Origin of the sequence: Sphingobacterium arenae (genome assembly GCF_014692505.1) — a bacterium.
GTDB lineage: Bacteria > Bacteroidota > Bacteroidia > Sphingobacteriales > Sphingobacteriaceae > Sphingobacterium > Sphingobacterium arenae.
The window spans coordinates 67,069-88,060 of the sequence record NZ_JACNYK010000005.1 but is presented as its reverse complement, the minus strand read 5'-3'; the positions used below and the strand labels follow the sequence as shown (position 1 = coordinate 88,060).

19 protein-coding genes are annotated in these 20,992 nt (G+C 41.9%); 5 read left to right on the top strand and 14 right to left on the bottom strand.

The features are described from left to right. Positions 1-11: 11 nt before the first annotated feature. The 12 genes from H8B17_RS16145 to H8B17_RS16090 form a co-directional block, all read right to left on the bottom strand. Positions 12-881 carry a DUF4440 domain-containing protein gene (locus tag H8B17_RS16145; protein ID WP_190310266.1) on the bottom strand — a complete coding sequence of 290 codons (870 nt, stop codon included), beginning with the start codon at positions 879-881 and terminating at the stop codon, positions 12-14. Positions 882-907: 26 nt separating this feature from the next. After that, positions 908-2,380, bottom strand: a complete 1,473-nt coding sequence (gene cysS, locus H8B17_RS16140; protein ID WP_190310265.1) for a cysteine--tRNA ligase — start codon at positions 2,378-2,380, stop codon at positions 908-910. An 11-nt stretch (positions 2,381-2,391) separates the two neighbouring features. Beyond that, positions 2,392-3,696 carry a ribosome biogenesis GTPase Der gene (der, locus tag H8B17_RS16135; protein WP_190310264.1) on the bottom strand — a complete coding sequence of 435 codons (1,305 nt, stop codon included), beginning with the start codon at positions 3,694-3,696 and terminating at the stop codon, positions 2,392-2,394. A gap of 156 nt (positions 3,697-3,852) precedes the next feature. Next, the gene (gene atpG / locus H8B17_RS16130) at positions 3,853-4,737 is read right to left on the bottom strand and encodes an ATP synthase F1 subunit gamma (protein ID WP_190310263.1); all 885 of its coding nucleotides are present in this window, start codon (positions 4,735-4,737) and stop codon (positions 3,853-3,855) included. Between the two features lie 32 nt (positions 4,738-4,769). Continuing rightward, positions 4,770-6,344 (bottom strand): F0F1 ATP synthase subunit alpha, encoded by a 1,575-nt coding sequence (gene atpA, locus H8B17_RS16125; RefSeq protein ID WP_190310262.1) that lies wholly within the window; start codon positions 6,342-6,344, stop codon positions 4,770-4,772. Positions 6,345-6,395: 51 nt separating this feature from the next. Next, the gene (locus tag H8B17_RS16120; protein ID WP_190310261.1) at positions 6,396-6,941 is read right to left on the bottom strand and encodes a F0F1 ATP synthase subunit delta; all 546 of its coding nucleotides are present in this window, start codon (positions 6,939-6,941) and stop codon (positions 6,396-6,398) included. Positions 6,942-6,969: 28 nt separating this feature from the next. Further along, positions 6,970-7,464, bottom strand: coding sequence for a F0F1 ATP synthase subunit B (locus tag H8B17_RS16115; RefSeq protein WP_190310260.1), 495 nt, complete (start codon positions 7,462-7,464; stop codon positions 6,970-6,972). 121 nt (positions 7,465-7,585) lie between these two features. Continuing rightward, a complete protein-coding gene (gene atpE / locus H8B17_RS16110; protein WP_105727133.1) occupies positions 7,586-7,789 on the bottom strand; it encodes an ATP synthase F0 subunit C in 204 nt (67 codons plus the stop codon). A 47-nt stretch (positions 7,790-7,836) separates the two neighbouring features. Next, a complete protein-coding gene (gene atpB, locus H8B17_RS16105) occupies positions 7,837-9,000 on the bottom strand; it encodes a F0F1 ATP synthase subunit A (RefSeq protein ID WP_190310259.1) in 1,164 nt (387 codons plus the stop codon). Positions 9,001-9,017: 17 nt separating this feature from the next. After that, complete coding sequence (locus tag H8B17_RS16100) at positions 9,018-9,410, bottom strand: hypothetical protein (RefSeq protein WP_190310258.1); 393 nt, start codon at positions 9,408-9,410, stop codon at positions 9,018-9,020. A gap of 18 nt (positions 9,411-9,428) precedes the next feature. Then, a complete protein-coding gene (locus tag H8B17_RS16095; protein WP_190310257.1) occupies positions 9,429-9,656 on the bottom strand; it encodes an AtpZ/AtpI family protein in 228 nt (75 codons plus the stop codon). A 48-nt stretch (positions 9,657-9,704) separates the two neighbouring features. After that, complete coding sequence (locus H8B17_RS16090; RefSeq protein WP_190310256.1) at positions 9,705-11,939, bottom strand: helix-turn-helix domain-containing protein; 2,235 nt, start codon at positions 11,937-11,939, stop codon at positions 9,705-9,707. 134 nt (positions 11,940-12,073) lie between these two features. On the opposite strand from H8B17_RS16090, the gene H8B17_RS16085 reads away from it, so the two are divergent. Further along, on the top strand, positions 12,074-12,580 hold the full coding sequence (locus tag H8B17_RS16085) for a cupin domain-containing protein (RefSeq protein WP_190310255.1): 507 nt from the start codon (positions 12,074-12,076) through the stop codon (positions 12,578-12,580). A 67-nt stretch (positions 12,581-12,647) separates the two neighbouring features. On the opposite strand, the gene H8B17_RS16080 is transcribed toward H8B17_RS16085, so the two are convergent. Continuing rightward, a complete protein-coding gene (locus H8B17_RS16080) occupies positions 12,648-14,666 on the bottom strand; it encodes a hypothetical protein (RefSeq protein WP_190310254.1) in 2,019 nt (672 codons plus the stop codon). Between the two features lie 146 nt (positions 14,667-14,812). Here H8B17_RS16080 and H8B17_RS16075 point away from each other — a divergent pair, with 146 nt between their 5' ends. The 3 genes from H8B17_RS16075 to H8B17_RS16065 all read left to right on the top strand — a co-directional run bounded on the left by H8B17_RS16075 (position 14,813) and on the right by H8B17_RS16065 (position 19,403). Next, a complete protein-coding gene (locus H8B17_RS16075; RefSeq protein ID WP_190310253.1) occupies positions 14,813-17,827 on the top strand; it encodes a ligand-binding sensor domain-containing protein in 3,015 nt (1,004 codons plus the stop codon). Between the two features lie 8 nt (positions 17,828-17,835). Beyond that, a complete protein-coding gene (locus H8B17_RS16070; RefSeq protein ID WP_190310252.1) occupies positions 17,836-18,438 on the top strand; it encodes a response regulator transcription factor in 603 nt (200 codons plus the stop codon). Between the two features lie 278 nt (positions 18,439-18,716). Beyond that, on the top strand, positions 18,717-19,403 hold the full coding sequence (locus tag H8B17_RS16065) for a hypothetical protein (RefSeq protein WP_190310251.1): 687 nt from the start codon (positions 18,717-18,719) through the stop codon (positions 19,401-19,403). Between the two features lie 198 nt (positions 19,404-19,601). Here H8B17_RS16065 and H8B17_RS16060 read toward each other — a convergent pair whose 3' ends face one another. Further along, on the bottom strand, positions 19,602-20,111 hold the full coding sequence (locus H8B17_RS16060) for a hypothetical protein (RefSeq protein WP_190310250.1): 510 nt from the start codon (positions 20,109-20,111) through the stop codon (positions 19,602-19,604). A gap of 159 nt (positions 20,112-20,270) precedes the next feature. Here H8B17_RS16060 and H8B17_RS16055 point away from each other — a divergent pair, with 159 nt between their 5' ends. Next, the gene (locus H8B17_RS16055; RefSeq protein WP_190310249.1) at positions 20,271-20,978 is read left to right on the top strand and encodes a response regulator transcription factor; all 708 of its coding nucleotides are present in this window, start codon (positions 20,271-20,273) and stop codon (positions 20,976-20,978) included. Positions 20,979-20,992: the final 14 nt, after the last annotated feature.

The window sequence follows — 20,992 nt, the reverse complement described above, 5'->3', positions numbered from 1 at the left end:
GGGCCTCTTTTTTATCTCTCAAACATCATCTCGATAATCACCCGCCATTGATAATCATCTTTCAACTGCCAAATGCGGATATAGTTGAATTTAATCACTTTTTCTTTGGATCGCACGGTTGCTGTCCCAGATGTATATGCATATTCTCCACTATAAGCGCGACCTACGCCTGACGGGTCCGTAGTAATCTCTATTCTTTTTTTCTTCAAAAAAGCCAACACATCTTTCTTCCCCTCTATTTCTGCTTCCCAAGGATAATAATAGCGTACATCATCGGCAAGAAATTCGTTGAATGCAGCCTCATTGTTTGCTTTCAGAATGGTAGAAAAGAGTTCGTCACTTTGCGTTACGACCTCTTCGCGCTGTTGCAGACGGACTTTCGATCGGTGTTTTAAATACCAAGAATCATCGGGTTCGTAAAACACCAAATCCGATTTTGGCCCCTTTCCAAAATTTTCCACTTCAGCCCTTATATGTACTTTCCAGTTTCCTTTCCTGTCCCGACGCCACACGGTAAGATATTGTCCGTATCGTTTGATAGCTCCGACCTTTTGAAACTCCATCGGCCCCGATGTAACGCCCCAATCTAGGCTTTTAGACACCAAAGCAAAATTAGGATTCCACGACATAACGTCCGGTATGTTTGGTCGGTTATTTAGATAATTTAATGCATTTACTGGCGACGGAACATATAGTGTAGATTCTTTATCTACAATCGATATCAACGCTTCATGCGGGTTTTCTCTTTTTGCCACATTAGATGCTGTCCGATCTGCGTTGATCAAACTACCCACTTTATCGGGCAACTGTGCATATACATCAGAAAATACACCGCTATATATGGCGACGGCTAGTAACGAATAGACCTTTATTAATTTCATCCAATTATTATTTTCGTCCTATACAATCAAATCTTATTCCAAAGCGTCCCATCTTTACTATCTTTTAATTGAACACCAATAGACTGCAGATCTTCACGAATACGATCTGATGTCGTAAAATCTTTATTTTTCTTCGCCTCATTACGCAGTTTGATAATAAGTTGTATTAAGGCCTCCGCATCATCCGTATCCGCACCTAAATTGTCATTTTTTAACCCTAGTATGTCCACTACGAAAATTTTCACAAACGATTTGAGTTCGTCTAGCATTGTCTGGTCCGCCGTCGCTTTCCCATCGTACGCTGCGTTGATAAAACGAACAGCTTCAAACAATTCCGCGATAAGCACCGGCGTATTAAAATCGTCATCCATTGCTTTATAACAACGCTTTTTCAGATCGGTTAAATCAAAATCATAGGTATTTTTATTAGAAGGCTTAATTTTGTCCAACAACGTAATGGCATTCATCAACCGTTTATACCCTTTATCTGCTGCTTCTAATGCATCATTTGAAAAGTCCAAGGTACTACGGTAATGGGCTTGCATCATGAAAAACCGCACGGACATGGGCGCATATCCTTTTTCTAACAACGGATGATTACCGGTAAACAATTCATGCGGTAAAAAGCCATTTCCAGCCGATTTCGACATCCGTGCACCGTTCACGGTTAGCATATTTGTATGCATCCAGTACTTTGCAGGTTGCACATGATGACAAGCCTCCGATTGAGCAATCTCGTTGGTATGATGTGTCGCGGCGAGATCCATTCCTCCTCCATGTATATCAAATTGTGCCCCGAGGTACTTACTACTCATAGCCGAACATTCGATATGCCAACCCGGGAACCCCACACTCCACGGAGCTGGCCAGCGCATTATATGTTCCGGCTTTGCCTTTATCCAAAGAGCAAAGTCCAATCGTCCACGCTTTTCGTCCTGTCCGCCCAGTTCCCGGGTATTATTCAAAAGATCTTCCAATTTACGATTCGTTAAAATCGTATAATCATGTTCTTTTATATATTTCTCCACATCAAAATACACGGTACCATTAACCTCGTAGGCATAACCATTGTCGATGATACGTTGTATCATTTCAATTTGTTCAAGGATATGCCCTGTTGCCGTAGGTTCGATACTGGGTGGCAATGTATTGAAAAGTCGTAAAACTTCATGAAAACCGAGCGTATATTTCTGCACAATCTCCATCGGCTCCAATTGTTCTAGCTTTGCCTTTTTAGAAAATTTATCATCTCCTTCGTCCCTATCGCCCTCCAGATGTCCCGCATCCGTGATATTTCGAACATATCTTACCTTATAGCCCAAGTGCAGTAGATACCGGAAGATCATGTCGAAAGACACAAACGTCCGGCAATTTCCCAAATGCACATCACTATATACCGTTGGCCCGCATACATACATGCCTACAAACGGTGGATTAAGGGGGGCAAACTTTTCTTTTTTTCGGGTAAGGGTATTATAAAGAACAAGTTGTTTTTCCATCTATAATCAGCTTACTTTTGTCTAAAAAATATTTGAATAGGTACTCCGGTAAAATTAAAATGATCGCGCAATTTATTCTCAATAAAACGCTTATACGGATCTTTGATATATTGCGGGAGGTTACAGAAAAAAGCAAACATAGGAGAGCGCCCAGTCAGTTGTGTAATATACTTGACCTTTATATATTTTCCTTTGATAGCCGGCGGAGGATAGTTTTGAATAATCTCCAACATGGTGTCATTCAGTTTAGATGTCGGTATCTTTTTCATTTTATTAGCATACACCTCCATAGCTTTTTCTACCACTTTGTAAATACGCTGTTTTTCTGTGACCGAAGTAAAAATAATCGGAACATCCGTGAATGGCGCTATCTTCTCCCGAATACGCGTTTCGAATTCTTTGGTTGTCTTATGATCCTTTTCAATAGTATCCCATTTGTTAACGACAATCAAAACTCCTTTCTTATTCTTTTCTGCCAAATGGAAGATATTGATATCTTGTGATTCAATCCCGTCATTGGCATCCAACATCAAAATGACGACATCCGAATCCTCCAATGCTTTGATCGTACGCATAACAGAGTAGAATTCGATATCTTCGTTTACCTTGTTTTTCCGGCGGAGCCCCGCCGTGTCGATCAATAAAAACTCATTACCAAATTGATTATAATGGATACGGATAGAATCACGAGTGGTGCCAGCAATATCTGTCACGATATTTCTATCCTTCCCAAGCAGCGCATTTGTCAAAGAGGATTTTCCTACATTGGGTCGTCCGACAATAGTGATCTTCGGCAGAGATATCTCCTCTTCCTCTTTCTCTTCTGGAAAATGAGAGACCACGTCGTCCAGTAATTCGCCTGTGCCCGAACCCGTGATAGACGACACATTATACACTTCACCCAGTCCAAAAGCATAAAATTCAGCGGAGTCGTGCGTTCGTCTAGCATGATCGACTTTGTTTGCAACGACGTAAACGGGCTTCGACGTACGACGAAGTAAATCGGCGATTTCATCATCCAAATCCGTAATACCGGTAGTCACATCTACCATAAATAGAATAACAGACGCTTCCTCTATAGCAATGTGGACTTGCTCGCGAATAGCCTCTTCAAAAATATCGTCTGAGCCATGCACAAAGCCACCTGTATCAATAACCGTGAATCTCTTTCCTATCCATTCCGCCATTTCATAATGGCGATCACGCGTCACACCACTAAAATCGTCAACGATCGCTTTTCTGCTCTCTGTTAAACGGTTAAATAACGTCGATTTCCCTACATTCGGGCGACCAACAATTGCCACTATATTTGCCATATTATATTTTATACATCAATGGGGATTTCTTTGCCCGCATTCCGATCTGTTCTTATTTATGAGGTCACAAAGTTACATAAAATAGATGGCATATAAGCTAATACCAAAAAAGGGAACCTGCAAAGATTCCCTTTTTTAATGATTGTATTTTATACCTTATCCATTTGATAAAGCGGCGGCGCCGGAGACAATTTCTGTCAACTCTGTCGTAATCGCTGCTTGTCTTGCTTGATTGTAAGACAATTTTAATTGTTTTAAGAGTTCGCCTGCATTTTCAGTTGCTTTGTCCATCGCTGTCATACGTGCTCCATGCTCGGAAGCATTAGAGTCTAAAACCGCCTTATATAGCTGCGTTTTGATAGCTTTAGGAATAAGCTCTTCAATAATTCTTTCTTTAGAGGGTTCTATAATATAGTCCGTTTCTGCTGTTACTGCTGTTTCCGGCTTATCTTGAGGCACCAACGGCAACAGCTGTTCTGTTGTCAATATTTGAACCGCTGCATTGCGAAACTCATTATACACAACCTCCACCCTATCGATGTTCCCAGCTCTGAATTCGCTCATCGCATAATCCGTCACCTGGGATACGTTTAAGAAATTAAGATCACTGTACAGTTCATTATAGTTTCCTATAACGTTAAAACCGCGCTTCTGAAAGAAATCATGTCCGCGTTTACCGATAGCAATAACGCTTACGTTACCCTTGGCGTGTTGTTCTGCATATTTATCGAAAATCAAATTATTCGCCGTCTTAATGGCATTAGCATTAAATGCACCAGCCAAACCTCTGTTAGATGTCAATACGATAATTAATACCCTTCTAGGAAGACGATCTTGTGTATAGGGCGAATCATTCCCTTCGACAGAAGCAGAAACTTGCGCCAGAATATCCCTTAATTTATTGGCATAAGGGCGTAACTGTACGATAGCGTTTGTAGCACGCTTCAATTTCGCCGCAGCCACCATTTTCATGGCTTTGGTAATCTGTTGCGTTGATGTTACCGAACTAATCCTGCTTCTTACTTCTTTTAAATTTGCCATTTCTCTTTAGTAGTACGTATTGTGCGTGTTTACTAATATTTTGCTGCTAATTCGCTAGCTACTTTTTCCAATACATCTGTTAACTCATCTGTAAATTTACCGGCTTTAAAACCTGCTAAAACTTCTGGATGACGTTGCTCTAATTGTGTCAAATATTCTTCCTCAAACTGACGAACTTTATCTACAGGAACCGAACGAAGTAGTCCCTTTGTACCAGCATAGATAATCGCTACTTGTTTCTCTACAGAAACCGGTGAATACTGTCCTTGTTTCAAGATTTCCACGTTACGGATACCTTTATCCAACACCGCTTTCGTAGCCGCGTCCAAATCCGAACCGAATTTAGCAAACGCCTCCAGTTCACGGAACTGCGCTTGGTCTAGTTTCAACGTACCGGATACTTTCTTCATTGGCTTAATCTGTGCGTTACCCCCCACACGTGATACCGAGATACCAACGTTAATCGCCGGACGGATACCTGCGTTGAATAAGTTAGATTCCAAGAAAATCTGCCCATCGGTAATCGAAATTACGTTTGTCGGGATATAGGCCGATACGTCACCCGCTTGGGTTTCAATGATCGGAAGTGCTGTCAATGAACCACCACCTTTTACCAAGTGCTTGATAGACTCCGGTAAATCGTTCATGTTACGGGCGATTTCATCTGACGTGTTGATTTTCGCTGCTCTTTCCAATAGACGGGAGTGTAGATAGAATACGTCACCCGGATAAGCCTCACGGCCCGGTGGACGGCGCAACAACAAGGAAACTTCGCGATAAGCTACCGCTTGTTTAGATAAATCATCGTAAACGATCAATGCCGGACGACCGGTATCACGGAAAAATTCTCCGATAGCTGCACCCGCCATTGGCGCGTAGAATTGCATCGGAGCCGGATCAGCAGCAGAAGCCGCCACAACAACCGTATAAGCCATCGCTCCGTTCTCTTCCAGTACACGTACAATATTTGCCACGGTTGAATTTTTCTGTCCAACAGCAACATATATACAGAATACAGGCTGGCCTGCATCGTAAAACTCTTTTTGATTTAAAATGGTATCAATACACACCGCGGTTTTACCCGTTTGGCGGTCGCCGATAACCAATTCTCGCTGTCCACGACCAACTGGAATCATAGCGTCGATCGCTTTGATACCTGTTTGCAATGGCTCCGTTACAGGCTGACGGTAGATAACACCCGGCGCTTTACGCTCGATCGGCATTTCGTACGTCTCTCCTGCAATAGGTCCTTTACCATCAATCGGCTGACCCAACGTATTTACCACACGCCCTAACATACCTTCACCTACCTGAATAGATGCAATACGATTGGTACGCTTCGCGGTATCTCCTTCTTTAATTTCATCGGAAGAACCCAAAAGAACGACACCCACGTTGTCTTCTTCCAAGTTTAATACGATACCTTCTAATCCATTATCAAATTCAACCAACTCACCGGACTGAACTTTAGTTAAGCCGTATATACGAGCAATACCGTCACCAATGGTAAGTACGGTACCCACTTCCTCTAGTTCGGCTTCTGATTTAAAGCCCGACAATTGCTCTCTAAGGATTGCCGAAACTTCATCTGGTCTTACCTCTATCATTGTTATTATTATAAGGGGTTTTTGATTCTATTTCCAATTCAATACCAAGGACTATACGCCTTGTGTTGCAAAATGCTTTTCTAATTTATTCAATCTACCAGCAATACTTGCATCAATCTGTCTATCACCTACACGCACCACGAAACCACCGATTAAGGATGGATCGACGATATTTTTCAGTACAACAGCCGCTTTGATTTCTTCCGTAATGATCTTTTGAAGCTCTGCAAGATTTGCCTCTGAAAGCGCTGTCGCAGACGTCACGGACGCCTTCACAATGCCTTTTGCTTCGTTATATTCCCGGACAAACTCTTGCGCAATATCCAATAAGATGGTTGCTCGTCCTTTGTTCACCAATATATAGAAGAAAGAAAGAATGATGGGATTGGTTTTCCCCTCAAAAATGGAGGACAGGATATTCCGCTTCTTATCACCGCTGATAATCGGATTTTTAAGAACAGCCAACAGCTCGGAGTTAGACTTCAAAACCGAAATCACACCGTCGATATCCCCTTTCACGGCATCTAACTGTCCTTGTTCCTGTGCTAGATCCAATAAAGATTTAGCGTATCTGGATGCAACTGTAAAAATTGACATATTTTTAATTTAAAACCTGAACAACCCGTTAGTTTAATTTTACATCTTTCAACAAGTCGCCTACGAAAGCGTCCTGTTTAGCCTGATCTTCGAATTCTTTTGTTAAAACTTTACGGGCAATATCCAAAGATAAGGAAGAGACTTGATTTTTAACTTCTGCTAATGCTTTGTTTTTCTGCTCTTCGATCTCTCTTTTCGCCTGATCCAAAATCTTTTTACCGGATTCTTGTGCTTCTGTTTTAGCATCCGAAACAATCTTATCTTTAAGCTCTTTTGCTTCTTTCAAGATATTATCCCGCTCCACGCGTGCTTCCTTTAATAACTGCTCATTTTCATTAGTCAGACGAGCCATTTCCAATTTTGCCTTTTCTGCAGAGTCCAGCGCATTTTGGATATTTTCTTCTCTTTCTTTAATTGCTTTCAGCACCGGCTTCCAAGCAAATTTACCCAATAAAAATAACAGGATTAAGAAACTAATGGTGTGCCAAAAAATCAGACCAATTTCGGGAATTAATAAATCCATATTATTATGCTATGTATAACGTTTAAAGTTTTTCTTTTTAACTATTGTGTATGAATAAAAGAACCCGATTGGCAATCCCAAGCCGGGTTCTTTTGACCCTTTGTGTTTTTTGAGGCTATTATTAAGCGATCAAAGAAACAACTACTGCGAAAAGCGCAACCGCCTCAATAAAGGCTGCAGCGATCAACATGGCAGTTTGGATTTTTGAAGCAGCTTCAGGTTGGCGAGCGATAGATTCCATTGCAGAACCACCGATTTTACCAATTCCCAATCCAGCTCCGATAGCAGCTAAACCTGCTCCAATTGCGGCTAATGTACCTGTCATAGTTTTAAAATATATTAGTTAAAAAATTATCCCTTAATCTGTTATTATTAATGTTCGTGGTGTTCTTCGATGGCCATACCGATGAACAGTGCCGAAAGAATTGTAAAGATAAACGCTTGTATAAAAGCCACTAACAATTCAATCAAGCTGATAAAGATAGTAAATATAACCGAGCCGCCCGCGACTGCGCTTGCGTTAAAAATAAACGGCAAACACAACAAAGACAAGACTAAGATGTGACCTGCAGTAATGTTCGCAAACAAACGGATCATCAATGCGAACGGTTTGGTAAACACACCGATAATCTCGACAGGGATCATCAGCGGCTTCAACCACCAAGGTACCGGCGGATTAAAAATATGCCCCCAGTAATATTTATTCCCATTAAACAAGATAATCAATAGCGTGATAACCGCCAACACCATCGTCACGGCAATATTCCCCGTTACGTTGGCCGACCCCGGGAAGAAAGGCACCAAGCCCAACATATTCATAAACCATATAAAAAAGAACACCGTCAATAAATAAGGCATAAAGCGCTCATATCGGTGGCCTAGGTTTGGAATCGCAATCTCATCACGCACAAAGAGAATGATGGGCTCCATAAAGGACTGTATACCCTTAGGTGCTTTTCCGGCATTTTTCTTATACCCCCTTGCTACCGCAAAGAACACAAGGATCAATACGATGAATCCTAGAAAAATACTGAATACGTTTTTCGTGATGGAAAAATCTAACGGACGCTTGTTAGTAGCATGGTGTTCTTCGTCATACACAATATATGAACTATGCTCATTCGCTTGGTCTGCCGCGTAATAGATTTTACCGTGGTATTTAACGAAAGCTTGCCCTTTTTTCTCGACGATTTTGGTACCGTCGTCGTTCCTCGCAAATTCGCTGGAACAAAAAGCTACCAGCCCATTTTCTGTATATAATATAACCGGCAAATAAATACCGACCCACTTTGTTTTACCCTCTGGATCACCACCGAAAAAGGTAAATTCGTGCGAATCGCCGATGTGATGGAAAATAAACGCTGTAATGTCAAAACCTTTCTTCTCGTGTGCGTGTTCACCCGCTGTTTCGGCATGTTGTTCCGGTGCAGATGTCGTAGTTAAAGAGGAGGCAAACGAAGAGAAAGAAGCTAGAAAAACGCCCAAAATCATGAAAGTTCTGATTTTGGCTGAAGTTAAAAAGTGGCTTATTTCCATCTATACAATATTTTTAGCTATTTTATTTTGCGCCGCAAGTTACGCAACAAAACAATAACTTCAAAGCATGACATTAATAAATATATACAAAAAAAATTCAGCCCTAACAGCAACTTATTTTCGGGTTTAAACCCGTACAGAAAAACGATAAAAATACCGAGAGATACCAACATTTTTATCATAACACCACCTAGGATAGCATAGACGCCAAGTTCCGGATTACTATCTATTCCCAAACGCGATATTGCATAAGCCAATACTGTAATAATATATAGCCATATGCAGAGCGACACAAAGCTGCTATCTATAAAACGGAAGTCTACCGACTCCTGTATAAAATAAGCACCTCCGAAAACGAATACGCTTCCCAATAATAGCTTCCAAGCAAATTGCCCGCTGACTTTTAACATTTTCAATATGTTATAAATTTAGTTGTTACTTTTATTCTTCCCCATACGCTGAACCTGCACAACTAGCTGATATAACGAAATTAGCACAGCAAACAACGTCAGCCCTATCGTCCACCAACTTTTTTCTACCGCATACTTTTCGTCCAGCCAGCTTCCCAGCCAATAGCCCGCAAAGATAGTCGCTAGCATCTGAAATGGCACACCGATCCACGCAGCCATTCTTTTGCGATTTGTATTTGTTTTCATTGTTTGTGTAGCTTGTTATAACGTTAGCGAGTTAACTTTATAACCTTATCATTCATCACTCATCACTTTCTCCACTTCCAACACCTTTTGCCCCAGCTTGATATCCGGATACGAATAATCTTCACCGAGTATCATCTTGATCTCCGAAGACGATTTACCTTCGTGCCTACGCAATACATCCAATAGCACGTCTAGTTTAGCTCGATCGATGAGGTCTTCCGCTTCCACCTCATTTCCTACAAAATGGATGAGATGCCCATATATCGTGCCCACGACCATACCCCGCTTCTGCGCGATATCGTCCACGCTGAATCCATCCAAAAACAAATCTAACGAAATCGATTTGGTATCCTTTTCCACACCTTCGTCTTCTATTTCCTTGATTTCGGCATCCTTTGTTTTTTCCGGCTGGCTGAGCGTCTGCACCTGCCGGGAAAGATCGCCTTCTTGCGTCAGGATGTCGGCAATCGTGAGACAATGTGCCAACTGCTCCTTTTTCCGACGGAAGTCCAACAATATCGAGCGCAGCTCCTGTACATATTTTTTGGTTCGCTTCTTGATTTTCCAAGCTTCGATATGTTCCTGTATGGTGAGCAGTATCTCTTCGTCGAGCCGGGGCAAGAACCAAGCTACCGCAGCTTTTGTCCGTTCGCAGATTTTGCCATAATCCAAAGCTTCCTTATCACGCAACATCGTATATAATAGGGTAACGAACTTATTCGCTACTTTTTCCTGCTCTTTTAATATGATGGAAAGATTCCCCAAATACTCCAATGCCACCTCTTTGCTGTCAATATTCCGTTTTTCGAGCGATTCCTTTAGTTCGTCTACACTCTCGACCAAGGTACCCCATCGGAAACTTTGCAGCACGATTTGCCCCAGATAGTTGCGCTGACAGGTTTCCAGCACTTTTACCATCTCCGCATTGGGCATCATACGCTGCATAAAGTCTACCACCTGCGCATCCGTTCGGATGGAATGCATCGGAATTTTGGATTTTAATACTAACCCCTCCAATCCCGTTAGTCTACTCAACGCGACATACACCTGCCCTGCAGCGAAGGAAGTACCTGCATCGATGACCGCCTTATCAAAGGTAAGCCCTTGGCTCTTATGAATGGTAATAGCCCATGCTAACCGCAAGGGGAATTGGGAGAATGTCCCCATCACCTCTTCCTCGATTTTATCTTCGCCTTTGTTATACTTATACCGAATATTCTCCCAAGTCTCCCGCCGGACCACCACATCGTCGGAACCGTCATTAAAACCCACCAGCACCTGATGGCGATCCAAATTCAGCTCCTTAACCGTTCCGATCTTTCCGTTAAAAAATTTCCGATCTTCTCCACTATCGTTTTTAATAAACATGACCTGCGCACCTATTTTTAAGGGCAACATTTCATCTGCCGGAAAAGCGCCTTGCTGAAACTCGTCTTTTACGACCGCCCGTACATTATGCATGGTTCCTTTTAGCGTTGCCAGCTGTTCCTGATTGATGGCATCCGCTAATTTATTATGTGAGGTAAGAGTAATGTATTGTTCATCTTCATCCGGGGAAAACGCGGACTGATAATGCGCGTTCAGTTTCTCCAGGTCGCCTGCCGAACATTCGTTATTTCGAATATTGTTCAACAGATCGATAAATTCGTCGTCATTCTGCCGGTAAATCTTGCTCAGCTCCAAGATAACCGGTGGGTGCTCCCGCAATACTTTCGCATCAAAAAAGAACGGACTGCGATAATGATCACGCAACACCTGCCATTCGTGATCGCGGACAACAGGCGGTAACTGGTACAAGTCGCCGATAAAGAGCATCTGCACTCCGCCAAACGGCCGCATATCGCGGCGTACCGATTTTAGAATAACATCGATAGCATCCAATGTATCGGCCCGAACCATCGAAACCTCGTCAATAACCAATAATTCCAGTTCCTGTAAAATGGCGCGTCGCTGCTTGGTAAGCTTGATGGTCGAAAATAAACGGCTCTTATTATATATATGGCTATCTTGTTCGTTCCACTGCAAAGGGTAATCTTCGATAAATGTTCCAAACGGCAACCAAAAGAGCGCATGCAGGGTGGTTCCTCCTGCATTCATTGCTGCTACTCCTGTAGGGGCTGTAATGGCCATTTTTTTATGGGAATTTTCCCGAATGTATTTTAAAAAGGTGGTTTTACCGGTACCTGCTTTACCCGTTAGGAACAAATGCTGGTTGGTTTGATTCACAAAAGAAACTGCCTGCAAAAATGCGTCGTTTTGTTTATCAAATTTTAACTGTGTCATTGATTTTCTTTTTTGGATTGTTAAGCATGTTGCCGACTATCAAATGTAAGAAAAGTTCAGGAGGTTAAAAACATGTATTGTTTAATTTCCAGAAAACAGCTAACTTCACCAATTACTAACAAACAAGAAAAGACATGTCAGAAGAATACGTTAATAAAAGCGAATTATTTAGTCAAATAGCAGAGCAACTAAAGGTACAGGGCTTCATTATTGACCACATCGACCAAACTCGCCCTTGGGGAGGTTTCTTTGTTATCGCGGAAGAACAAGCACAGCAATTTGCCAATACCTATTTTGACGGAATGGATATACAAAATCTTAAAATAGCCGGTAAATTAAGCCCTAAAGTCTTGGTGGTTGCTCCCGAAAAAAGATTATCCTGGCAATATCACCACCGCCGTGCGGAAATATGGCGTGTCACACAAGGCGAGGTAGGCATTATTACCAGTGCTACGGATGAGCAAAACGAACTAAAAAAACTAAAGGAGGGCGATATTATCCGTCTCTCTCAAGGTGAACGTCACCGATTGATTGGTTTGAAAACTTACGGCGTGGTCGCAGAGATATGGCAGCACACCGATGCCGACAATCCATCTGACGAAACGGATATCGTTCGGGTAGAAGATGATTTTGGAAGATAATTGCACACCATAAATAAACCGATCCGCTGCGTAAAAGCAGGTCGGTTTATTACCTATAGCAGCCGTCCTACTTACTGCGAAACAATGCTCTAACCGAATCAAAAAAACCGGGCTTCGCCATTGCCACGCCTAATCCGAAAGCGCTTTCCTTACCTATGGCGGCGTACTTGTCGCGCAAGTCGGCAATATCTTCTATAGGCACCTCCACATTAGACAGTGGACTATATTCAATCTCTGCCCTAGCACCATACATATCGATCTTTTTCTTCAAGCTATACTTAAACAGCACATAGTGCACATCCATTTGCCGATTGGTATAGTGATCTTCTGTATCGATCGGCTTATCCGAACGGATCGTTATTGAATAGCGCTCACGATCATATGAATGCCAGAAACTCACATCTTTCAGCACGTAGTCCTTTAAGTGATTTTTCAAGATGTTGCCGTCATAGAATTTCAAGTACTTTCGGCCATTATTTCCTACGTAATAAGGTTTATTAATGGTAGCCGTGTACAGCGTCACAAAGATATTATTTACTTTATCGTCACTTAAGACCGTCAGTGAAGCGTCTTTAAACAACTCACGTTTGTCATTTCCATTTTCACTCTCGACAAAATCCATACAACTGAAAACAAAATTGTTGGTATTATCTATCACGGCTTTCTTATTGGTCGTCTTCACGTAGCGGCGCATACCGTTTGCACGACCATAGCGATAAGTCGTTTTTATAGTAATTATACCGATCTCGTCCTTTACGTCCAGCGTAATCTCATCAAAAATAGAAAAATCCGGGCTCTTATACGGCTCGCGCTGCTGCAAAGTACCATTTGGCTTGATTTCCATATAATTTAGAAAGCTGATAAACGTACGGTTCTCCAGCGTACCATTTTCGTCGCGGTAGGTAGCATCCACAAAATAATCGTTCCCATTATGATGCACTTTTACGATGACATGGTTAAAGTTGAACAATGACGGTAAATAGTATTTCAAATAATAGTCTGCATTGTAATTCACCAATGCAACCGACGAATCGACACCTAAATAATCAAGTACACATTTGAGTAGAACGGTTTTCGCTTTACAATCCCCCTGCTTAAATTCATACGTCACCCACGGGTCTTGTGGTTTATGCCCATGCATTTCTTCTTCGTTATAAATATAACGGACATGATTCTGAACAAACTCAATCGCCAACTGGATCTTCGCTTCGATATCGTCGCCCAGTGCATCCAATTTGGCAATCAGGTCGGGGGCATACTCTGGAAGAGGTTTAGCGGTCAATGCGGCTTCATAATAAGGAATCACCAAACCGAGCAATTCTTCGTATGTATATTGCGTGCTAAAATCAATAAACGGAAAAAGCTCCCGATTGACATCGACCGGATTCAGATAATCTGCATACCGCAGCGAAAAGGTTTCGCCGGGTGCGATCACACCTTCTTCTATAGGCAATAGGTTCGCTCGCTCATCCCTAAAAAACTGCTTTTTATAAGCCACTGATTTTGACCGTTTGTTAATAAAATCAAATGTGTAACTTCCATAAGCCCAATAGACATCTGGGCTGGACCAGACATACTTTATCAATTCTTTACGCAAAAAATCTTTACCAGAGAAGGTCAGCACACGCGTATCTTCCACCAAAATGATATCATAAAGACGTACATCCTTAATGTTGATATTGATTTTCTTCGAGCTATTGATGACGCCATCCAAACTTTCCCCTTCGTTATCCAACACTTTAAACGTCGTATCTGGCAATTTATCGATCAACACACCATCGCGGAGTACGGCAATGCGATGGAAAACCATGTGTTCGGATGGATAAAGGACAAACTCATTTACCGACGCAAACTCAAGTGTTCCAGGCTGTTGAGCACTATAAGCCATACAATTGTATTCTGCATTCTGTGTATCGTCGGTATATTGAATTTTACGTAGGAAATAACAATAATCCTTTCCTTCATCATATTGTTGTTGGGAAAAGTTACTTTCCACCATGTTGGAGAGCAATTCTTCTTCCGATAATGGGGTTGCCCATGCCTCCGGCGCTCCGATTTTGTATTTTTCTTCTAATTCTTGCTCCATAATAAACACTTGGTTTTGGATAAACTTAGAAAAACCTGTCTGAATTTGCAAACAAAAAAATACCCACCAACGGGTATTGGTAACAAAAAATGGTTTCCCTAACTTTGGATAGCATCCGAAAGAATTATTAACCTTTCGCAAAAGAAATGAGAAAACTATTCCTCCTGTATCTTATGGTGGTCACAGCATGGTTGTCGGGCAACGCACAAACGATGCGGGGTGACACACTTGCTGTCCTTCAAATCGCACAGGAGGAAGGGCTCTCCCAGTTGGGCGCCACATCACTGCAATTTGATAAAAATGGCTATTTGTGGATCGGCACGCAAAATGGCTTGAACCGTTTCAACGCTTACCAAATGAAAGTCTGGCTTGCCGAGGAAGAAATCAATAATTTTCCGAATGATCTTATCCGGGCGATGTATTACGAAAACGATACGCTCTGGATGACCACCCATACGAATGCACTCTGTGCCTACCTCTTGGCAGAAAGCAGGTTTATTCATTTTTCCGACCAACTTGATTTTGAAAACACACCTTCCCTCAAACAGAGTCTAGCATTACATGCCGCGTCTGGCAATCAATTGATAATTGGCACGGCCGGTCATTGTTTACTTTTTAACCGGCATACATTAACCTATGAAGCCTTACCGATTCCACAACTACTCGAACATGACTTCGTCACCTGTATCGCATCGCTTGACGAACGCCACTACTTAATAGGCACAAATGCCAGCGGCTTGTATCTACTAGACCTTCGATCAAAATCCTTGTATGCCACCGATTATTTAAAGACTTTACAGAGGAGACAGATAAACGTTCTGTATAAACAACCGAGCGGCGATATCCTCATCGGAACAGATCACGGACTATATACATGGGCACGGGATACAAAAGAACTGCAGCAAGAAAGTGAGCAGGTTATCCGCGGTATTTATCCTTGGGACGATACCTGTCTATTGATGAGCGGTTCCAGTGCAAATTTTCTCGTAACAGAAGACTGGAAATGGCAAAGATTAACATTCGTAGATCATCGAGGGAAAGAGTTGGAAGCCGTTGTTTTAGCCTATGAGCAAGATACACAGGGGGGAAAATGGTTGGGGACGGAAACACGAGGTCTATTTTATTATCACCCTTATCAAACCAAATTCAAACCGCAGCGTATCCAAGCAAGAAATGCTCCCAAGAAGGATTTTATAAGCGTATTCAATTTTTTGCGATCGGCAAACACTTTATGGATGGCAACCGAATTTGGATTTGTAAAACATCCGTTAAAATCGGTCGATTACAAACTCTACCGGACAGATTATGTAGGGTACACACTCGCTGAGGATGCCCAAGGCACACTTTGGGCAGGTGGTTATGACCAAGGTCTTTTGCGCTACAACACACAGACCGACAAATTCGATCGCATCCCCTTACCCATGGTGGATCGTGACATCATCCAGATAACCCCCCTCTCTTCAGATACGATATGGGTCCACACGTTGGCCAGCGGGATTTATGCGCTCAACATACATAATCTAAAAGCGAATCGGGTGGGTCTTTGGGACAAGCCCATTCTAGGTTCTAGAACCAGTTATGTAGACTGCAAAGGGAATATATGGATCGGGAGTGAGAACGGTCTCTATCAAATTAAAAGAAACAAAAAAGTTATTCATTACGACTCTTTATCCAACGAACGCGTGTTTGCGATCGCAGAGGACCGACAGCATTTCTGGGTCGGTACAGCAAAAGGATTAAATAAACTTCATCCCGAAACAGGAAAAATAACCCACTATACAAAACAGACGGGGCTTCCAAACGATTTCATCTACGGTGTACAGGTGGATGACAAAAACAATATCTGGGTATCGACCAATTACGGTATCTCCGTATTGGATCAGCATACCGAAACATTTAAAAATTACACAGAGGATGATGGTCTACAAAACAACGAGTTCAATGGTAAAGCGGCATATCAAGACAGTTTAGGGTATCTCTATTTCGGCGGAATGAATGGGTTTAACATTTTTCACCCGGATAGTATCCCTATCAATACACATACAGGAAAAACGCATATCGAAAATGTGCTCCTGTTCGGAAGACCTATAGCAGAGAATATTCTTTACACAGACACCTTGGTGTTTTCGCACGATCAGAACGTTATCACTTTTGACTATGTGAACTTAAATTATCTATGGAGCAAAAAAAACAGGTATCAATTTACGTTGGAAGGATTCGATAAAGGGTGGCGTCCCGTGACATCTGACCGATCTACCACATATACTAACCTTTCTCCCGGAACCTATACCTTTAAAGTACGAGGAAGCAACAACGAGTTGTTATGGGGTGATATCGATGAAATTACGGTTATTATCCGTTCTCCCTGGTATGCTACCACCGTTTTCCGGATCGGATTGGTTTTGTTTGTATTAATACTCATCGCCGGCGGATTTTCCTACAAAACCTATCAGCAACGACAAACGAACCACCGCCTGCTCCGCATGGTCCAAGAGCGTACCGAAGAACTGTCGAAGACCAATAGGGCGCTACACCAGTCGTTGGAGTTGACACAGCAACAAAAAGAAAGTATCTCGTTCTTGATGCAGGAACTCAATCATCGTGTCAAGAATAATCTACAGCTGATCACCAGCCTTATCGACATACAAAGTTTTGAAATCAGCGACCAACGTATTCAGGATAAATTGCACACTTTGCAGTCACGTATTTTTACCGTTTCTAAAATACATGATCTTCTGAATATCCGCGACTCGGAACAAGGCGCATATATCAACTCCTTTATCGATAACCTTGCGCAAGATCTGATTGTTTTTTCGGGACAGGAGATTGCCTTTCACTCCGAGATGGAACAGGTCATACTACCATCAAATAGGTTAACCTATATCGGACTTATCATCAATGAGATGATCACAAACTCCGTAAAGCATGCATTTCAGGATCAACAGGTGAATAAAACAATTTATATTCACCTGGATATAAGTGGCGATAAGATGATCTTGCGGTACCAAGATAATGGCGTCGGATTTAACAAAGACAAGATTTGGGACGCGGGCCATCAAGGGATGAACCTCATCCATTTACTCATCGTGGAACTCAAAGGAACAATCGATTTAGTGATCAATGCTGGAACGATGTTTATCATCAAACTTCCCCTCAAATAGCGAAAATCATGGAAGCCAATATATTGATATTAGAAGACGAGATTATCATTGCCAGAAGCATCAAACTTCATTTGGAAACAAATGGCTTTGCTGCCCAAATAGCGACGAACCCCGAGGAAGCTGTGAAGCTATTGGAACATCGATTGTTCGATTTAGTACTCAGCGATATCAACCTACGTCACGCTATTGATGGGATTACCTTTGCACAACAATTTGTCCCTGCACGAATACCAGTCGTGTTTCTCACCGCCTATTCTGATCTCCAGACTCTACAGAAAGCAGAGCTCGTTATGCCTTATGCCTATCTTCTCAAACCGTTTCACAAAGAACAACTGTTGCTCACTATCAATCTCTCCATTGCTCATGCACGGAAAAAGGTTCTACCGTCGTCGATCGCTCCTCAAGGCAGCAACAAGGATATCACCCTAAGTGCGAGAGAGATAGAGGTAGTACGACTAATTTCTCAAGGAAAAACCACCAGCGAAATCGCCGATATGCTCTGTATCAGTCCCCAAACTGTAGCTACTCATCGTAAAAATATCATTCAAAAGACGAAATGCAAGAACATTGTCGAGTTGATTTCCCTTGCCGTAGACAAGGGCTGGTTATAGGATATTTTATATTGTATTAGTTTAATATTTTTTTCATATATTTGAAAAACATCAAATTAAAACCATTATGACAAATTTGCTCAAAAACCACAAACTTTTCCCGAGAAAAGTAATGATCAATGTATTCACCGATCTCTTTAAAATCTTACCCGAATTAATTCAAGAGTTAACCCCTGAAGGTTGGGAAAAAAAGTGCATATCACGCGTTATTCCATCTCAATGCGAGAGAACATTTCTTTGAACAACTCTATTACAGGGTTGTAGATCATAACTTTGACTTGCAGTACGGAACAGACTCCCGTATCCGAAAAACGGGTGTTCTATCAGAGAATCCAACGGACGAAGAAATCTGGGAGGTGCTCAACACGATCGCCCCTATTAAAACTAGTTATAAAAAACAATCGTACAGCCCTGAACTGGAACTGGCTTCTCTCCTTGCGGAAACACTCTTTTATATATCCCGTTGCCTTTATTTTCAATCTAGAGATTCCGACGAATGGCTAGAAGTTCATCCGGATGTGGCTAGCAATGCTGCTGCGATCGTTGCACGTGATTTAGGAATATTTGAGGGACGATCTTATATGCAATTCCCGAATATCGATAGCCATAAAAGGATATTGCTCCATAAGATTAAATGGCTCCCTCTTATGAAAATCTTGATAAAGGCCTTTCAAAAAACAGAATATTCCTTAGTCTATATGGATCTCGATCTTTTGGAGGCTGTCGACCATTGCCTGAATGAGGATCCAGCGAATCAAATTCCTAACTACAAAGACAAAATACACTACCAATGGGGTATAACAAGTGATCCCGAGATCAATGAAGTATTCACTAACATCGCAAGAGAGTTGCCACCTGAAGCTGTAGTCGCTTATTTCGACGTGTATGGTGATTGGCCTCCGGGGTACCCACCAACCAAAGAAGAATATCTGGCTTTGTATAACAAGCTTGCGGATAAAGAGTAGCTTCACCGCATAACAAATATATTTTGATCGGTCAATAGCATAGCACAGATCGGCCATTTTCGATACAAAAAAATGATTTTGTCCGGTTTGTGCTATCATTCCCACCGAATTTTGGTTTATCAACAAAAGCTGGGCGCTCTGAAGTTACCAATCATTAGCTTAATTTTATTGATGGGTTGCTTATATGAGGTTTTTGGTCTAATATTTCGATTTCACGCGTGCAATCAACCGCAGCAAATACGAACGATTTTTGGCAGCACTCACCCATTTTGGCAGGCGACTTGCGAGACTACTATTTTTGTTTTCTATCCCATTTCGCTCCCGTAGGGGATTTGCAATATAAGCCTCAATAACCGACATATGCGCTAGATTATAAGCCCAAAGCAACCCGTGGTTAGTTTCAATTTTGTACCATACCGAAAAACCAAAGAAAGGATCGACAGGTGCATTCTGGTAGACCATCCGGCTATATTTCGGCTTACCGCGGCTGTTCACATAGACGATCATCTTCGGCGTATTTGCATATTTGATGGCGTAACCACAACGCACACAGGCGAAGCGTACTTTTTCTTCATGCTCAACCATAGGTACATAAAGACTTGTCCCGATGACGATCGCTTTCTTCTCGCAACGCGGACAAATTACATCAATATGATGCGTAAAGTCACTGTTGCTAACAGTGTATGGATTGATACACTCTTTGCTCATCTCTAATTTATTTTGTTCACAACTTTATCAAAGATATATACTCTTCTAAGCCACATAAATACCTAAGGTTAGGTATTTTAGCACTCCAAAATTTGGAAAAACCATAAATACTATTTAATTTCAACTGACTGACTTACAATTGCCATTATTGTCTCATTTATGGAAACATTTGATACCCAGCTATTCGGTATTGCGAAAGGCATTAAACAGGGGGATTTCAGCATCCCTGATATCGGAGATGTCGTACCAGCAGCCCTGATGCTTCAAGAATTGAAAGGACTTCAGCCTATTGGCTGCAGCTATATGAACAAATGGGGTTGTGAACGTTTAGGTACTTGCGTTGAAGAGATAAATGAGCTCGGCGATACATACTACGACCAATACTTCGTAACAGAAGAGAAAGTGGCCAGTTTTGAGGGCATCGGAAATTATCTAGCAGCAGGCGATTTTGACAAGCAATACAATTTCTTCCAGCGGGTTAGACTCTATAGTCACACGAACTACACTTGGTTTTATACCGTTTGCAAATTACTGAAGATAAAAACGGATTCAGGGTTTGTCGAGAAATTGGTATTGCTCTCTTCTCCTGTGATGGGCTTGGATAATTTGGTTGCCCGCGTAAATAAAACGCTGGATCAAGATAATTATATTCGTACGCATTACCGAAAATTCGCCCTGCTGACTAATCGGGAGAAAGAAATTATCTCCTTACTCGCAAACGGACGGTCTACCAAAGACATTGCCGAACAACTTTTTTTATCTCCCCATACCGTATCCACACATCGTAAAAACCTCATACAGAAAATAGAATGCCATTCTTTCGCCGAATTATTACGGTTCGCTATGGCATTTGATTTGGTTAGATAGAATCTAAATAACAA

Bases quoted from the DNA above. Each gene is read 5' to 3' on its own strand.
- atpB (WP_190310259.1), bottom strand. From the start codon at position 9,000: ATGGAAATAAGCCACTTTTTAACTTCAGCCAAAATCAGAACTTTCATG.
- H8B17_RS16100 (WP_190310258.1), bottom strand. From the start codon at position 9,410: ATGTTAAAAGTCAGCGGGCAATTTGCTTGGAAGCTATTATTGGGAAGC.
- H8B17_RS16095 (WP_190310257.1), bottom strand. From the start codon at position 9,656: ATGAAAACAAATACAAATCGCAAAAGAATGGCTGCGTGGATCGGTGTG.
- H8B17_RS16060 (WP_190310250.1), bottom strand. From the start codon at position 20,111: ATGAGCAAAGAGTGTATCAATCCATACACTGTTAGCAACAGTGACTTT.
- atpE (WP_105727133.1), bottom strand. From the start codon at position 7,789: ATGACAGGTACATTAGCCGCAATTGGAGCAGGTTTAGCTGCTATCGGA.
- H8B17_RS16120 (WP_190310261.1), bottom strand. From the start codon at position 6,941: ATGTCAATTTTTACAGTTGCATCCAGATACGCTAAATCTTTATTGGAT.
- atpA (WP_190310262.1), bottom strand. From the start codon at position 6,344: ATGATAGAGGTAAGACCAGATGAAGTTTCGGCAATCCTTAGAGAGCAA.
- atpG (WP_190310263.1), bottom strand. From the start codon at position 4,737: ATGGCAAATTTAAAAGAAGTAAGAAGCAGGATTAGTTCGGTAACATCA.
- H8B17_RS16145 (WP_190310266.1), bottom strand. From the start codon at position 881: ATGAAATTAATAAAGGTCTATTCGTTACTAGCCGTCGCCATATATAGC.
- cysS (WP_190310265.1), bottom strand. From the start codon at position 2,380: ATGGAAAAACAACTTGTTCTTTATAATACCCTTACCCGAAAAAAAGAA.
- H8B17_RS16070 (WP_190310252.1), top strand. From the start codon at position 17,836: ATGGAAGCCAATATATTGATATTAGAAGACGAGATTATCATTGCCAGA.
- H8B17_RS16075 (WP_190310253.1), top strand. From the start codon at position 14,813: ATGAGAAAACTATTCCTCCTGTATCTTATGGTGGTCACAGCATGGTTG.
- der (WP_190310264.1), bottom strand. From the start codon at position 3,696: ATGGCAAATATAGTGGCAATTGTTGGTCGCCCGAATGTAGGGAAATCG.
- H8B17_RS16090 (WP_190310256.1), bottom strand. From the start codon at position 11,939: ATGACACAGTTAAAATTTGATAAACAAAACGACGCATTTTTGCAGGCA.
- H8B17_RS16085 (WP_190310255.1), top strand. From the start codon at position 12,074: ATGTCAGAAGAATACGTTAATAAAAGCGAATTATTTAGTCAAATAGCA.
- H8B17_RS16115 (WP_190310260.1), bottom strand. From the start codon at position 7,464: ATGGATTTATTAATTCCCGAAATTGGTCTGATTTTTTGGCACACCATT.
- H8B17_RS16055 (WP_190310249.1), top strand. From the start codon at position 20,271: ATGGAAACATTTGATACCCAGCTATTCGGTATTGCGAAAGGCATTAAA.
- H8B17_RS16080 (WP_190310254.1), bottom strand. From the start codon at position 14,666: ATGGAGCAAGAATTAGAAGAAAAATACAAAATCGGAGCGCCGGAGGCA.